Source organism: Actinomyces sp. AC-20-1 (genome assembly GCF_023369555.1).
In the GTDB taxonomy this organism is placed as follows: Bacteria; Actinomycetota; Actinomycetes; order Actinomycetales; family Actinomycetaceae; genus Actinomyces.
The window spans coordinates 145,448-161,002 of sequence record NZ_JACJVC010000004.1; the positions used below are offsets into that span (position 1 = coordinate 145,448).

At 70.4% G+C, this 15,555-nt stretch carries 10 protein-coding genes; 2 read left to right on the forward strand and 8 right to left on the reverse strand.

The window, feature by feature from the left end; genetic code table 11:
• Positions 1-290 precede the first annotated feature (290 nt).
• Both H6X67_RS04100 and pulA read left to right on the forward strand, forming a co-directional pair.
• Positions 291-2,213 (forward strand): hypothetical protein, encoded by a 1,923-nt coding sequence (locus tag H6X67_RS04100; RefSeq protein ID WP_249377051.1) that lies wholly within the window; start codon positions 291-293, stop codon positions 2,211-2,213.
• Positions 2,214-2,474: 261 nt separating this feature from the next.
• On the forward strand, positions 2,475-6,269 hold the full coding sequence (gene pulA, locus H6X67_RS04105) for a pullulanase-type alpha-1,6-glucosidase (RefSeq protein WP_249368565.1): 3,795 nt from the start codon (positions 2,475-2,477) through the stop codon (positions 6,267-6,269).
• 104 nt (positions 6,270-6,373) lie between these two features.
• Here the strand turns inward: pulA and H6X67_RS11990 are convergent, their stop codons facing one another.
• From H6X67_RS11990 to H6X67_RS04145, 8 genes are all read right to left on the reverse strand, one after another.
• Entirely contained in the window at positions 6,374-7,306 is a 933-nt protein-coding gene (locus H6X67_RS11990) for a transketolase family protein (RefSeq protein WP_249368566.1), read from the reverse strand.
• On the reverse strand, positions 7,303-8,178 hold the full coding sequence (locus H6X67_RS04115; protein WP_249368567.1) for a transketolase: 876 nt from the start codon (positions 8,176-8,178) through the stop codon (positions 7,303-7,305). The genes H6X67_RS11990 and H6X67_RS04115 overlap by 4 nt, the downstream gene beginning before the upstream one ends.
• Positions 8,179-8,204: 26 nt before the next feature.
• Positions 8,205-9,197, reverse strand: a complete 993-nt coding sequence (locus H6X67_RS04120) for a TIM barrel protein (protein ID WP_249368579.1) — start codon at positions 9,195-9,197, stop codon at positions 8,205-8,207.
• A 43-nt stretch (positions 9,198-9,240) separates the two neighbouring features.
• The gene (locus H6X67_RS04125) at positions 9,241-10,698 is read right to left on the reverse strand and encodes an FGGY-family carbohydrate kinase (protein WP_249368568.1); all 1,458 of its coding nucleotides are present in this window, start codon (positions 10,696-10,698) and stop codon (positions 9,241-9,243) included.
• Positions 10,699-11,242: 544 nt separating this feature from the next.
• Positions 11,243-12,109 carry a carbohydrate ABC transporter permease gene (locus tag H6X67_RS04130; RefSeq protein ID WP_249368569.1) on the reverse strand — a complete coding sequence of 289 codons (867 nt, stop codon included), beginning with the start codon at positions 12,107-12,109 and terminating at the stop codon, positions 11,243-11,245.
• A gap of 2 nt (positions 12,110-12,111) precedes the next feature.
• Positions 12,112-13,026: a carbohydrate ABC transporter permease gene (locus H6X67_RS04135; protein WP_249368570.1), complete on the reverse strand. Its 915-nt coding sequence runs from the start codon at positions 13,024-13,026 to the stop codon at positions 12,112-12,114.
• A gap of 62 nt (positions 13,027-13,088) precedes the next feature.
• On the reverse strand, positions 13,089-14,369 hold the full coding sequence (locus H6X67_RS04140; protein ID WP_249368571.1) for an ABC transporter substrate-binding protein: 1,281 nt from the start codon (positions 14,367-14,369) through the stop codon (positions 13,089-13,091).
• 61 nt (positions 14,370-14,430) lie between these two features.
• Entirely contained in the window at positions 14,431-15,447 is a 1,017-nt protein-coding gene (locus H6X67_RS04145; protein ID WP_249368572.1) for a nucleoside hydrolase, read from the reverse strand.
• Positions 15,448-15,555 lie beyond the last annotated feature (108 nt).

Consider the following 15,555-nt stretch of genomic DNA (forward strand, 5'->3'; position numbering starts at 1 on the left):
GTGTCCGAACGGACCGGGGACCTCGACGTATGGGCGCGACAGTCTATGTCAATATCAACAAGATTCTGAGACTGTCTTGTCGCTTATCGACACAGCGTCCTGCTGTGCGTCACAGTTCCCCCCTCGGAACGAGCCGGGCAAGAGCGCCCGACGCGTGCCGACCCCGCCACCACCACCCTAGAAGGAACACGTTGTCTCGCCTATCCCTCAACCATCACCATCGCATGGTGAAGCACCGCCGCCGCATAGTCGCCGCGGCCGTCCTCCCTGTTGCCGTGGGGGGGGGCGCCGTGCCGGTCACCCTCTTCATCACCGACGCCGCAGCGGGCTCGCAGGCGAAGCCGTCCGTGCTGTCGTCCCAGTCCGGCTCGAGCACGACCGGCACCACCCCCTCACCGTCCCTGCTGCACCCCGCAGGCGCCAGCACCAGCAGCGAGCAGGCGGGTCCTGCTGAGAACACGGCCCTCATCGGGGTCACCGATGACGGCACGATCCTCACCTCCGCCGCCTACCGCATCGGCACGCCGACGGCCGACGCCCCCGGCCCGGACGCCGCCTCGCTCGTCTCCACGACCCTGTCCCACCGCTACCAGGCGGCCGGCACGCCGGTCGTCTACGTCACCACCGTTGACAGCCCTCGCACCGCCTCCAACGACGCTGACGTGCTCCTCGTCGACCCCGCTGACACCGCGCCCGTCTCGGAGGAGGTCGCGCGCCTGTCCCCCGAGAAGGTCACCGTCCTCGCCAGCGAGGACGAGCTCAGCAACGACCAGGCGGCCGCTACCGCCTCGTCCGCCACCGTCCTGCTGGTCCCCGACGACGGCACCGTGCCCGAGGCCGTCCTGGAGGCCGTCGACTCGCTCGCCCCGTCCTCGGTGGTCGCCGCTGACGCCGGCACCCCGGTGCCGGACGCCGCGCTAGCCACCATCCAGGACCACGCCGCCGCTGCGACGGCCGGTCTTGAGAGCGAGTCCGTCGTCTACAGCACGCAGGAGGCTGACGAGCTCGCCGAGTTCGACGAGGCCGCCGGCCACATCGTGCTCTCCGACGCCGAGGTCGAGGGCGTCCCCCACGAGCCCATCGTCACCCCGGCTGAGGGCGTCGACCTCGTCGACCACGACGCGGTCCCGGTCTCCGAGGCGGGCACCGACGAGCAGGAGGAGCCGCAGCCCGACGAGGACTCGGCCACCACCGCTCCCGAGCCGGAGGTGCCCGGTGAGCCCGGTGCGCCCAGCCCCTCCCCGGAGCCCGAGCCCGAGCCGACCGCCGCCCCCACCCCCGCCGGGCCCCAGCCCGTCATCAGGGAGGCCTCGCGGACCTTCCAGGTCAACCCGACCTACTCCTCCACGCTCGACAGCGAGCACTGGAAGGGCGATGCCTCCCTCACGCTCGACCTGCGCGCGACCGTCGGGGCCTGCTCCAGCTGGCTGTGGGACGCCAAGGGCCTGAGGGTCAACCGCGCGCGTCTGACCGTGGGCCCCTTCGTGAGCACCGACGTGTCGATCGAGGCGACCGGGGCGCTCGAGGGCGAGCAGACCTTCCCCTTCGCGACCTACAGCCTGCAGATCTCCTTCTACATCGGCCCGATCCCGATCGTCATCAACTCCGACACGACCGTGACCGCGACCGTCACCGCTGACGCCAGCGCGAAGATCACCGCCTCGGCCGGTGCCGACGCCGCGATCGAGGCCGGCTTCGACTACAGCAACGGCCAGTTCGACCTCGTTGGCGAGCCGACCTCCACCGTGCGCAACCCCGTCATCGCAGGCGGTGGCGAGTTCACCGGCAGCGTCGACATCTCCGCCTCCGAGAAGGTCTCCTTCTACAACATGATCGGGGTCAGCGCCCGCCTGGGCTCCGGGCTCGACACGCACATCAAGGCCGTGGCGGGAGCCGGCGGACCGGGCGCGACGCTGGAGAATCCCGGCACCTTCTCCGGCACGTGCACGATCAACCTGTCAGTGAACGGAGGGGTCGGCGTGTTCGGCCAGCTCGTCATCCTCGGCATCAGGATCCTGCCGGCCTGGGAGAAGGAGTGGGCCTTCGACGAGGTCGTCTACACCTCCCCTGCCCTGTGCGCGCAGGTCTCCACCGACCCGCTGCCGAGCGCAGCTCCCGCACCGGTCGAGACGCCCACGGCGACCGTACCGGCGCCCGAGACCGGCAGCACGCCCGAGACCGATGAGGCGGAGGAGCTCGTGCCGGCGGCCTGAGGCGGATGCCACTGAGGCGGTCAGTGACCGTCACTGAGCGGGGCTCGCCACCACTGCGCGTGGTGACGAGCCCCGCTCTCACACCTGCACATAAAAGGGGCGCAAGACTCTGAAAGAGTCTTGCACCCCCTGGCCCGGCCCCCTAGTCTGCCTCGAGGTGCACAGCTCGGGACACCACGGGCAGAAGCACCCTCCCGCCCCTTCAGCACACATCTTCGCGCCTCATTGTCGAGGCGCGCCGGCACAGACGAAGGAGTTACTGTGCTCTTGCAGCTCTTGCACACCCCGCGGCCCAGCCGGCCCACGGGACCCACCCGGCGGCACACCCGTGTGCGGGCCCTGCCCACCGCCGCCCTTGCGGTGCTGGCGCTCGTGGCCTGCGTCGTCGGCCCCGCAGCCTCGCCCATCGCCCAGGCCGAAGAGCCCACTCTCCAGGTCACCCTTCCCGGCAGCCACAACGATGAGATGGGCTGCACCGCCGACTGGGCGCCCGACTGCACCGCCGCCGCCCTGAGCCGCGACGAGGTCTCCGGCCTGTACACCGCGGCCATCGACCTTCCCGCCGGCAGCTACGAGTACAAGGTCGCCATCGGCGCCACGTGGGACGAGAACTACGGGGCCAACGGCGTGGCGGGCGGAGCCAATATCCACTACACCACCTCCGGCGGCCCGGTCACCTTCTTCTACGACCCCGTGAGCCACGTGTCCTGGGCCGACGCCGCCACCCCCTACATCACATTGCCCGGCTCCTTCCAGGATGAGCTCGGCTGCACCGCCGACTGGGCGCCCGACTGCCTGGCCACCCTCATGCGACCGGCGGCCGACGGCACCTTCACCTTCACCACCAGCGCCCTGGCGACCGGCTCCTACGAGGTCAAGGTCGCCCACGGCCGCTCGTGGGACGAGAACTACGGCGTCGACGGCGTGGCCGGCGGAGCCAACTACTCCTTCTCCGCGAGCGCCGGCAAGGACGTCACCTTCACCTACGACCCGTCCACGCACCGGCTGACCATCGCCGTGGTGGACCCGCCCGCAGCCGGCACCGGAGAGAACCGCGCCTACTGGGTCGACGAGACCACCCTGGCCTGGCCGGTCTCCCTCCTGCCCGAGGGCGTCACCCGCGACCAGGCAGTGGCCTCGGGCACGCCCGCCCCAGTCGCCTTCAGTCTTGTCACCGCCCCCGACGGCGGAGCGTCCCTGGTGGACGGCGCCGTCACCGGCGGCACCGAGACGCCGCTGCGCGTGACCGGGGACCTGAGCACCGACGTCATCGACGACCACCCCAACCTCGTCGGCTACATCGCCCTGTCGCTCACGGAGGCCGACGGCACCGCGCTGATGACCCGCAGCCAGGTCGAGCGGGCCCTGACCGGGCAGGTCGCCGTCGTCGAGCGCCGGGCCGACGGCGCCGTAACCGCCTTCACCGGCGTGCAGAGCGCCGCCGTCATCGACGCCCTGTACGCCCCGGCCGCGGCCGACGCCCCGCTGGGGGCCACCTTCGCCGACGGCGTCCCCTCCTTCGCGCTGTGGGCGCCCACCGCCCAGTCGGTCACCCTGCTCACCTGGGCCACCGGCCAGGCCACCGGCTCCGCCCCGCAGGTGGCCGGCGAGGCCGTGCGCACCGGGGCCGTGCGAGGTGCCGACGGGCGCTGGGTCGTGGACAACGCCGACGGCGCCATCACCGCGGGCTCGCAGTACCTGTGGGAGGTCGAGGTCTACGTCCCGGACACCGGCCGGGTCGAGACCAACACCGTCACCGACCCCAGCTCGCTGGCCCTGACCACGGACTCGCAGCGCTCGGTCGCCGTCGACCTCAGCCACCCGGACCTGGCGCCCCGGCAGTGGGCAGAGACTGCCAGCCCCGTCGTCGACTCCGACGCCGGCCGCACCATCTACGAGCTGCACGTGCGCGACTTCTCGGCGGCCGACACCACCGTGCCCGAGGCGGAGCGCGGCACCTACCTGGCCTTCACCCACCCGGAGTCGGCGGGGATGACCCACCTGACCCGGCTCGCCGAGGCCGGGGTGGACACGGTGCACCTGCTGCCGACCTTCGACATCGCCTCCATCGGGGAGGACCGCAGCCGCCACCAGGTGCCGGACATCCCCGAGGACGCCGGCCCGGCTTCCGAGGCCCAGCAGGCCGCCGTCGCCGCCGTGCGCGACGCCGACGCCTACAACTGGGGCTACGACCCGTGGCACTACCGGGCCCCGGAGGGCTCCTACGCCACCGAGGGCCACCAGGACGGAGGGGCCCGCACCTACCAGTTCCGCCAGATGGTGGGCGCCCTGCACGCCACGGGCCTGCAGGTGGTGCTCGACCAGGTCTTCAACCACACCGCGGCCGCCGGCCAGTCCCCCACCTCGGTGCTCGACCGGATCGTGCCGGGCTACTACCAGCGGCTGGACGCCAAGGGCGACATCTTCACCTCCACCTGTTGCTCGAACACCGCCACCGAGAACGCGATGGCCGAGCGCCTCATGATCGACTCCGTGGTCACCTGGGCGCGCGACTACCACGTGGACGGATTCCGCTTCGACCTCATGGGCTACCACTCGGTGACGACCATGCAGGCGCTGCGCGCCGCCCTGGACGAGCTGACCCTTGAGGCCGACGGCGTGGACGGCTCGGCCATCTACCTCTACGGCGAGGGCTGGAACATGGGGGAGATCGCGGACAACGCGCTGTTCACCACCGCCACCCAGGGCCAGCTCAACGGCACGGGCATCGGCACCTTCAACGACCGCCTGCGCGACGCCGTCCACGGCGGCGGGCCCTTCGACCAGGACCCCCGCACCTACCAGGGCTTCGGCACGGGCCTGTGCACCGCCCCGAACGGGATGGACCCGCGCAGCCAGGAGGAGCAGCTGGCGGCCCTGGGTCACGCCACCGACCTCATCCAGCTGGGCCTGGCGGGGAACCTGTCGGGCTACACCTTCACCACCCACGACGGCACGGTGCGGTCCGGCTCCCAGATCGACTACAACGGGCAGCCCGCCGGCTATGCCTCCAGCCCGGAGGAGACCGTCAACTACGTGGACGCCCACGACAACGAGACCCTCTACGACCTGGGGGTGCTCAAGCTGCCGACGGGCATGAGCACGGCGGAGCGGGCGCGCATGAGCACGCTGTCGCTGGCGACCGTGGCCCTGGGGCAGTCGCCGACGCTGTGGGCGGCCGGCACCGAGATCCTGCGCAGCAAGTCCCTGGACCGCGACTCCTACAACTCCGGGGACCACTTCAACGCCATCGACTGGACGGGCCAGGACAACGGCTACGGCAACGGCCTGCCGGTGGCCTCGTCCAACGGCTCCAAGTGGGACATCATGCGGCCCCTGCTTGAGGACCCCGCCCTCAAGCCCAGCGCGGAGGACATCGCGGCCTCCCAGGCGCAGGCCCTCGACCTGCTGCGCCTGCGCAGCTCGACGTCCCTGTTCCACCTGGGCTCGGCCGAGCTCATCCAGGAGCGGGTGACCTTCCCGAGCTCGGGGCCGGGCGCCACGCCGGGCGTCATCACGATGCTCATCGAGGACCGTCCTGAGGCCGAGACCAGCAGCACCGCGGGAGCGAGCGCCGTGGTCACCGGCGCGGTGGACGTCGACCCCGAGGTGGGGGCGGTGCTGACCGTCTTCAACGCCACCGGCGAGCCGGTGTCCGAGACGGTCACCGACCTGGCCGGCCGGACCTTCACCCTGCACTCGGTCCAGGCCGAGGGCGCCGACCCGGTGGTGAAGCACGCGACCTTCGACGCCGCCACCGGCACGGCGACGGTCCCCGCCCGCACGGTCGCCGTCTACGTGGAGGCGCAGAAGCCGGGTGCGGAGCCGGCACCCGACCCGACCCCGGACGAGGACGCCACGCAGCAGCCCGGTGGTCAGCCTGGTGGCCCGCAGGACGGCACCTCCACCGACGGCGCCCCCGTTGCCGGACAGGCGCAGCGCGGCAGCACGTCGGGCTCGCTGGCCCGCACCGGTGCCGGTGAGCTCGTGCTGCTCGGTCTCATGAGTACGGTGCTGGTGGGCGCAGGAGCGGCTCTGCACCGTCGTCGGGCCTGACCCCCGCACCCACCTCCACCTCCTCGGTTTGCTCGCGAACCTACGGGGTTTACCCGGGGTGCTCGCGAGCAAACCGAGGAGGTGGGCGGCCAGGGCGCGCGCTGTCAGGCGAGCAGCTCCCGGGCGGCGGCGACGACGCCGTCGGCGCTGATGCCCCAGTGGTCCATGAGCCAGGCCTCGGAGCCGGTGGGGGCCCACTCGTCCGGCACGCCCAGGCGCCTGACGGGCACGGGGCACCTCTCGGCGGTCAGCTCGGCGACGGCGCCCCCGAGCCCGCCCTTGATAGTGCCCTCCTCGATGGTGATGATTCGGCCGGTCTGCCGGGCGGCGGCCAGGACGGCCTCCTCGTCGAGCGGCTTGACGACCGGGATCGACAGCAGGCGCGCGCTCACGCCCTCGGCGGCCAGTCGGTCGACACCCTCCAGGGCCCGGTGGACCGTGGTGCCGTTGGCGATGACCGTGACGTCCGTGCCCTCGCGCAGGGTGACGGCCTTGGGGGTGAACTCGTAGTCCTGGCCGTGGACGGCCGGCACCTTCATCCTCGAGATGCGGATGTAGGCGGGGCCGTCGAGCTCGTGGTAGGCCCAGCGCAGCGCGCCGGCGGTCTCGGCGGGGTCCGCCGGGATGATGACGGTCATGCCGGGGAAGGAGCGCATGATACTCACGTCCTCGGCGCTGTGGTGGGTGGAGCCGAGCTGGCCGTAGGCCAGGCCCGGGGACTGGGCGCACAGGAGCATGTGCCGCTGGGAGTAGCCGGCGTCGATCTTGACCTGCTCGGTGGCCCGGGCGGACAGGAAGGAGCCCGCGCAGGACACGACGGGGATCTTGCCGCCGTTCTCGAGGCCGGCGGCGACGCCGACCTGGTTCTGCTCGGCGATGCCGACGTTGATGAGGCGGCCCGGGAACTCCTTCTGGAAGCCCCCGAGGTTGGAGGATCCGACCGAGTCGTTGACGACGACGACGAGCCGGTCGTCGTCGCGCGCGATGTCGGTGAGGGTGGCCACGTAGGCCTGACGGCAGTCGAAGAGCTCGGTCACTTCAGGGCCTCCAGTTCGGCGAGGGCGGCCTCGGCCTCCTCGAGCGAGGGCAGCTTGTGGTGCCACGGCTGGTTGTCGCTCATGAAGGAGATCGGGTGGCCCTTGTGGGAGTGGGCGATGATGTAGGTGGGCCTGCCCGGCTGGGGCGGCGCCTGGAGGGCGTCGAGGAGCTGGCCGTGGTCGTGGGCGTCGACCTCGACCACGTGGGCGCCGAAGGCGCGGGCCTTGGCGTCCAGCGGGGACAGGTCGTTGGTGTCCTCGGTCCTCGCCCCCTGCTGCAGGTGGTTGCGGTCGGTGATGACGACGAGGTTGTCGAGCCCCTGGTGGGCGGCGCACATGAGCGCCTCCCAGTTGGAGCCCTCCTGGAGCTCGCCGTCGCCGGTGAGGACGAAGACGCGGCGGGGTGAGCCGTCGATCTTGGCGGCGATGGCGTCGCCGACGGCGATGGGCAGGCCGTGTCCGAGGGGGCCGGTGTTGGCCTCGACGCCGCGCACCTTGGTGCGCGCCGGGTGGCCGTTGAGGGCCGAGCCCGGCTGGATGAAGGTGTCCAGGGCGGCGGGGTCAAGCAGGCCGGCGGCGGCGAAGGTGCAGTACAGGGCGTTGGCGGCGTGGCCCTTGGACAGGATGACGCGGTCGCGGTCCGGGTCGTCGAGGTTGTCCGGGGTGATGTTGGCGACGTGCAGGTAGAGGGTGGCCAGGACGTCGGTGATGGAGAACTCGCCGCCGATGTGGCCCTGGCCGGCGTTGACGACGTTGGCGAGGTCCTTCATGCGGATGAGTCGGGCGCCCTCCTTGAGGTGGGCGATGACCTCCTGGCGGGTGGCGCCGGGCGCGGTGCGTCCGACGACGGGGAGGTCGACATCGAGAGTCATGGGTGGTCTCCTCGGTCGGTGGGGTCTCAGGCCATGCAGGACAGCAGGGCGTCCTGGACGACGCGCTGGGCGGCCAGCGGGTCCTGGCGCCTCTGGGCCTCGGCGAGGGCGTCCTCGTCGAGGCGCTCGAGGGCGCGGTACAGGGCCTTGAGGAAGCGGATGGAGGTTGTGGCGTTGTCGACGACGTCCTCGCGGAAGGGGAACTGGTCGAGCTGCCAGACGCCCTCCCAGCCGTTCTTGCGCAGGACGTGGAAGAACTCGAAGACCTCGGTGATGTGGACGGTGCCGACGACCATGTCGTCGTCCCAGCCGCGGTAGTTGTCGTTGACGTCCATGCCCCACAGCAGGCCGTGGTCGATGAGGAGCTGGGCGGCCTCGGCGGGCGACTCGCCACCGAAGAGGGCGTGGCCGAAGTCCAGCAGGACGCCGACGTTGTCGACGCCCATGCGCTGGATGCCCAGGACCGTCTTGGCGGCCGAGGACCAGAACATGTGGGTGCGCGGCTCGCGGGGCTTGTACTCGATGACGAACTTGAGGTCCGGGTTGGCCTGGGCGAGGTCGCGCATGCCCTCGACGGCGAGGCGGTCGAGCTCGGCGTAGTCCACCTGGAAGGGGTAGTCGAAGCCGTCCTGGCCGGGCCAGATCTTGACGTAGCGGGCCCCGAGCTCGCGCACGGCGTCGGCGGCGCCCTGCATGATGCGCATGGCGGAGGCTCGCTTGGCGGGGTCGGGGTTGGTGAAGGCGCCGAGCTGGTGCTCGCGCAGGTAGATGTCCGGGGTGACGCCGATGGCCTTGAGTCCGTTGCACTCCAGGGCGGCGGCGACGTCGGCGGTGGTGACGCCCTTGGTCCAGGGGTAGTTGATGTCGACGTAGGAGATGTCCTCGACCTGGCCCGCGAGGTCGATCTGCTCAAGGGTGGTGCGGGGCTCGCCGTAGCCGTCGGTGGCGTAGCGGTCGACGTAGGTGGCGAAGTTCCACAGGCCTGCGCCGAAGACGGGTCCGGTGGTGGTGTCGGTCATGGTGCTCACTCCGTAGGTGTTGTGTGGTGGTCGGGGGCTCGGGTCAGACGTGGGTGCGGGAGCGGGCGAGGGCCTGGGCCCACTGGCGGCGCTCCCGGTCCCGCTCGGCGTCGGTGATCTGGGGGGTGTAGCGGTGGCCCTCGTCGCAGGCGGTGGGCAGGTCCCAGCCGAGGCGGGTGAAGCCCATGAGGGCGGCGCCGAGGGCGGAGACCTCGGCGTTGGAGGAGACGACGACGTCGCGGCCGAGCAGGTCGGCCTGGCGCTGCATGAGCAGCCGGGAGGCGGTGGCACCGCCGTCGGCGTGCAGGACGGTCAGGTCGGTGGTGTCGAGGGCCTCGATGACGTCGGCGATCTGGTGGGCGACGGCGTCGAGGGCGGCACGGGCGATGTGTCCGCGCTCGGTGCCGGCGGTGACGCCGCTGATGAGGCCGACGGCGTTGCGGTCCCACCAGGGCGCGCCCAGGCCGGTGAAGGCGGGCACGAGGGTGGTGCCGGCGGGTCCGGGGACGGTGGCGGCGAGGGCGTCGAGCTCGCGGCCGGGGGCGACGCCGAGCATGCGGGCGGTCCAGTCCATGGCGGTTCCGGAGGCGACGATGTTGCCCTCGTGGCCGTACATGGGTGTGTCGGTGAGCCAGGCGAGGGTGGTGGACACGCCGGCGCGGGTCGTGCGGTCGTCGCCGGAGGGGATCATGACGGAGGAGCCGGTGCCGTAGGTGGCCTTGCCCTCGGCGGTGGTGCGGCAGCCGTGTCCGAAGAGGGCGGCGTGGGAGTCTCCCAGGACGCCGACGACGGGCACGCCGTCGGGCAGGAGGTCGAGGCCGCGGGTGGTGCCGAAGTCGCTGTTGGAGGCGACGACGGCGGGCAGGAGCGTGCGTCCGATGCCGAAGAGGGTGCACATCTCCTCGGACCAGTCGAGGGTGGCGAGGTCGAGCAGGAGGGTGCGTGAGGCGTTGCCGGCCTCGATGACGTAGGAGGCCTGGCCGGTCAGGCGCCCGACGAGCCAGGAGTCGACGGTGCCGATGCGGGCGGTGCCGTCGGTGACGGCGTCGCCGACCTGGTCGAGGAGGTAGCGCATCTTGGGCGCGGAGAACATGGGGTCGAGGCTCAGGCCCGTGGTGGAGGCGACGGCGAACTCGCGCTCCGGGGAGCGCAGCCAGTCGCAGAACTCGGCGGTGCGCGAGTCCTGCCAGCCGAGCATGGGGGCGAGGGCCCGTCCGGTGGTGGCGTCCCAGACGACGACGGACTCGCGCTGGTTGGAGATGGTGATGCCGGCGGGGACGCCGGCCGAGGCGGGCAGGGAGCCCAGGCAGTCGCGGATGGCGGTGCACTGGGCGTCCCAGATGGCGTCGGCGTCCTGCTCGACCCAGCCGGGGCGGGGGTAGGAGACGGCCACGGGTGCGGAGCCGGAGGCGAGGACGGTGCCGTCGGGGGCGACGGCGAAAGCCTTGGCGTTGGTGGTGCCCTCGTCGAGGGCGAGGACGTAGGGCGTCGGTCCTGTCATCGTCGACAGCTCCTTTCCTGGGTGAGCCGAACCCGACTCGAATGTTTATTCGTTATTGAATCTCCGTATCGAGCCTAGCACGACCCCTCCTCGAGCGGAAGGGCCGAGCACGTCTCTCCGGCGCGGGCACTCACACAGGATCCCTGCCGAGCCGCACACTCGCCCCGGCCACCATGAGATAACGACCGAGTTATGAGATAACTCGGCCTGTTGTGAGATAACTGGCCCTCGAAGGCACATCACTAGGGGCCGAGCCCACATCACTCGAGGTGCGATGAGATAACGCCGAGGTGCCGGCGTGAGCGTGGGGCTTGAGGTCGGCGTGCCGGGTGGCTCGGTGGCTCGTCCTGCCCGGTCCTTGCGTGCCCGGAGGACAACGTGCGCGCGGGAGGACAACCTGCGTGTCGTTGGACAACCTGTTGGCGTCACTCAGGTTGTCCAACACGCGACAGGTTGTCCTTGGGGCGACAGGTTGTCCTGGGAGCGGTAGGTGGTCCACTCACGGCGCCTCGGTGCCTCCCTCAGCGCCCCCCTCAGGACCCCCTCAGCCCTTGACGGCCCCGGTGAAGGCGCCGGAGACGAAGTAGCGCTGGAAGATGAGGTAGACGAGCAGGACCGGGATGGCCGTCATGATGATGAAGGCGTTGAGCGGCCCGTAGTCCGTGCCGTGCTGGGAGGAGAAGTTCTGCACGGCCATGGGGATCGTGCTCATGAGGTCCGACTGGATGATCGTCGAGGCCATCGCGTACTCGTTCCACGTGGCCACGAAGTCGAGGACGAAGAGCGCCGCGAGGGTCGGCTTGACCAGCGGCAGGCAGATCTGCCAGTAGATGCGCAGGCTCGAGGCTCCGTCGAGGCGGGCGGACTCCTCGAGGGAGTCCGGGATCGCCCGGAAGGAGCCGTACATCATGAAGATCTGGTAGGGCACGCCGAAGGCGAGGTACGGCAGGATGAGGCCCGCGTAGGTGTCGAGCATCCCCGCCTTGAACAGCAGCTGGAACATGGGGCCCAGGGCCACCTGGATGGGCACCATGGAGCCGACGGCGAAGAAGGCGACGAGCAGCTTGTGGTGTCGCATGCGGATGCGAGCCAGGGCGTAGGCGGCCAGGGTGGCGAGGAAGAGCCCGAGCGGGACCTTGATGACCGCGACGAGCAGCGAGTTCGACCCCGTGATCCACAGGTCCCCGACCTGGGCGGCGGTGAGGTAGTTGCCCCACAGCCACTCCTCCGGCAGCCCGATGGTCGAGCCGGAGGCCAGGTCCGCCCCGCTCTTGACGGAGGTGAGGAGCATGACGGCGAAGGGCATGAGCCAGGTGAGGGCGACGACGACGAGGGCGACCCACAGGCCGACGAGGACCCAGTCGCGCTGCCTCCTGTTGCGGGGCAGAACGGGTGCGGTTGAGGTGCTCATGGTCAGTCCTCCCCCTTCATGGACCAGGCCAGGTAGGGGATCACCAGGCACAGCGACAGGATGAGCAGCACGGTGGCGACGGCACCGCCCGCACCGAAGTTGTGGTTGGAGAAGGACTGCTGGTAGGACCACAGCGCCAGCACCTGGCTGGACTGGGCCGGGCCACCACCGGTCATGCCGACGACGAGGTCGTAGACCTTGAGCGAGTTGATGATCGTGAGGATGACGACGACGGTCGTCGTCGGCCTCAGTGAGGGCCAGGTGACGTTCCAGAAGACGTTCCACCGTCCGGCGCCGTCGATCTTGGCCGCCTCGACGAGCTCGGAGGGCACCGACTGCAGCCCGGCGAGGAAGAGCACGAGGTTGAAGCCGACGCCCTGCCAGATGGAGGCCACGAAGATCGAGTAAAGGGCCGTGTCCGGGTCGCCCAGCCACTCGTGGGCCCAGGCGCCGAGCCCGACGCCCTCGAGGAGCTGGTTGATGACGCCCAGCGTCGGGTTGTAGATCCAGCGCCAGATCGCCGCGACCGTGATCGAGGCGAAGACGCTGGGGATGTAGAAGATCGAGCGGAAGGCGTTGCGGCCCCAGATCCTCTGGTTGAGCCCGAGCGCCATGAGCAGGGAGATGACCATGGGGATGGCGACGGACAGGACCACCCAGATGACGGAGTTGCGCAGGGCGGTCCAGAAGACCGTGTCCTGGGTGAAGAGGTAGACGTAGTTCCTCAGGCCGACGAGGACCTGCTCGTCGGAGGCGTAGCCGGACCAGGAGAAGAAGGACAGCCGCACCGAGTCGACCATCGGGTACAGCAGGAAGACAGCGTAGAGCAGGATGGCCGGGGCGAGGTAGGGCAGTGAGCGCAGGCCGCGGTGCTCCTTGCGCCCCCTCGTCGGCTGCTGCGCCGGGGAGACAGACATGCGGGGACCTTTCAGACGGGGGTCGGCGGCGGGAGGGGCGGCGCCCCTCCCGCCGTCACCTGTCAGGCGTTCGCGTCGATGAACCTCTGCATGGCCGGACCGGCCTCCTCGGGCGTCATCTGGCCGATGAGGACCGCGTTCTGGATGCGCCAGTACTCCGTGGTCTCGTTGAGGCTGAGGGCCTGGTCGAAGTTGTTGTACATCTCGTCGGAGGACTCGAGGATCGGGACCCACAGGGCGTCGAGGGGGTTCTCCTCACCGACGGGCACGTCCTTGTTGACGCTGATGGCGGCCCAGGTGCCGGCCCCCTCGCTCATCTGCTCGGTCGAGGTGATGAAGTCGAGGAACATCGCGGCGGTGTCGATCTTGGTCGAGCTCGGGTTGATGTAGAAGCCCTCGCCGAAGCCGTAGAGGCGGCCGGTGCCGGTGGGGAAGGGGAAGATGCCGATGCGGGTGGGGTCCATGCCGTTGTCGACGGCGTTGGCGTTGAACCAGGTGCCCTCCAGGGCCATGGCTGCGGTGCCGTTGTAGAAGAGCAGGTTGGAGTCGTCGTTGGAGATCGACATGTACCCCTTGTTGAAGTAGGTGTCGGCCCAGCGCTTGAGCTCGGTGAAGGCCTGGGTGACGCCGGCCTCGGTGTCCCACCCCTTCTTGTCGGTGACGAGGGTGGTGGCGACGTCGGCACCGCAGTACATCTCGATGAGGGTGTCGAGCAGGCGCATGACGTGCCAGTTGACGGTGCCGCCGAACTGGATGGGGGTGATGCCCGCGGCGACGAGCGCGTCGCAGGCGGCGGTGAGCTCGGCGTAGGTGGTGGGCTCGGAGGTGATGCCGGCCTGCTCGAAGAGGTCCTTGTTGTAGTACAGGGCCTCGGCCTGGAGCGTCCACGGGATGCCGTGGTAGCCGCCGTACTGGGTGATGCCGGCCAGCGAGGCGGAGGTGAAGCGGTCCTCCCACCCGTACTGCTCGTAGAAGCGGGTGAGGTCCTCGCTCATCTTGGCCTGGACCATCTCGCCCCCGAGGCCCGGGCCCTCCCAGTACCAGTAGATGTCCGGCCCAGCGGTGGTGCCGGAGACCTGGCGCATGGCCTCCTTGAGGTCGTCGGTGGAGTGGGTCTGGAAGGCGCAGGTGTAGCCCTCGTGGGCCGCCTCGAAGGCGGCGATGAAGCGCTCGACGTCGGCCTTCTGGAAGCTGTTGAGGTCGCCGAGCCAGATCGTGAGGCTGTTGGCGTCGGAGGAGGATCCTCCGCCCTGGCGCCCGCAGGCGCTGATCGTGAGGACGCCGACGAGGGCGGCGCCCAGGCCGAGGGCGTGGCGGCGGGACACGGTGGTCATGGGAGTCATGGGGGTCTCCTGTTCTGTTGGGCGGCGTCCTTGCCGCATGGGGGTTGGTGGCTGGGTGGGGTCAGGCGCGCTGCCAGGCGGCGAGCTCGGCGAGCTTGGCGTACATGTCCTCGAACATGAGGCGGGTGTCGACCTGGCGGTAGACCCGGATGGGGCGGCCGTCGGGGCGGTGGATGTAGGCGCCGTCGTCGCTGATGGAGGGGCAGGGGCGCACCTCGTGGAAGGAGGAGGAGGTGTCCGGCTGGAACTGGGAGGTCAGGGCGGTGGCCAGCACGAGGGGCTGGTCGCCGATGGCGTAGGTCTCTCCGACGGGAACGCCGTGCTCGGCCATGCGTGCGCGCACGTCGGTGACGGCGTCGTGGAGGAAGCGGCCGACGGGGCCGGCGGTGCGCACGCGCAGGCGCAGCTCGGAGTCGGAGATGAGGCACTGGCGGTAGATGTCGCGGGTGAACTGCCAGATCGGCAGGTCCTCGGCGTCGAAGAGGACCTGGGCTGCGGTGACGTCGATGCGCAGGTTGTACTCGGGGGCGTCCTCGATCCGGGGCGGGGCGTCGACGGTGCCGGGGTGCTCGCTCCCACCGATCCACAGCAGGGTGAGGCGCCGGGCGATGCGGGGCTCGATGAGGTAGGCGCTGGCGAGGTCGGTCAGGCCCCCTCCGGCCGCGTAGTACAGGGGCAGGTCGGTGTCCTCGCGCATGGCCTCGGCGATGATGCGCTCGACGGCGGGGGCGCTGCGCGGTGTGCTGCGGTCGGTCAGCGCGGTGTTGGAGCCGCGTGCGACGAGGCCGTCGTGCTCGAGCCCCATGAGGTCGCAGACCGTGTTGGCCAGGGCCTCGGCGTTCTCGGCGGTGCGGTCGCTGGGGTCCATGGGGTCATCGGGGCGCAGGTGGGAGGCGACGACGAGGGGGATCTCGACGGTGGGGCTGAGCAGGTGGTGGACAAGCTGGAAGAAGTCGTCCGGGTCGCCTGAGAAGTCGTTGTCGATGATGACGCGGCTGCGCGGGGTGGTGGTCTCGATGCCCGCCCAGGGGGCGGTGCCGAGGCTCCAGCGCCTGGGGGTCGGAGCGTGGTCCGTCATGGGGTCTCCGTCAAGGTAGCGAATATGCATTCGTCTCTGAATGCGTGCATGTTAAGCGTAACGCATCGAGGCTTGGATCATCAAGAGCGCATCGTCCCCACCCGAGCA

What these genes read in the sequence shown, in the direction of transcription:
- H6X67_RS04115 (WP_249368567.1), bottom strand. Translation starts at nt 8,178, where the DNA reads ATGACTCTCGATGTCGACCTCCCCGTCGTCGGACGCACCGCGCCCGGC.
- H6X67_RS04120 (WP_249368579.1), bottom strand. Translation starts at nt 9,197, where the DNA reads ATGACCGACACCACCACCGGACCCGTCTTCGGCGCAGGCCTGTGGAAC.
- H6X67_RS04125 (WP_249368568.1), bottom strand. Translation starts at nt 10,698, where the DNA reads ATGACAGGACCGACGCCCTACGTCCTCGCCCTCGACGAGGGCACCACC.
- H6X67_RS04130 (WP_249368569.1), bottom strand. Translation starts at nt 12,109, where the DNA reads ATGAGCACCTCAACCGCACCCGTTCTGCCCCGCAACAGGAGGCAGCGC.
- H6X67_RS04135 (WP_249368570.1), bottom strand. Translation starts at nt 13,026, where the DNA reads ATGTCTGTCTCCCCGGCGCAGCAGCCGACGAGGGGGCGCAAGGAGCAC.
- H6X67_RS04140 (WP_249368571.1), bottom strand. Translation starts at nt 14,369, where the DNA reads ATGACTCCCATGACCACCGTGTCCCGCCGCCACGCCCTCGGCCTGGGC.
- H6X67_RS04145 (WP_249368572.1), bottom strand. Translation starts at nt 15,447, where the DNA reads ATGACGGACCACGCTCCGACCCCCAGGCGCTGGAGCCTCGGCACCGCC.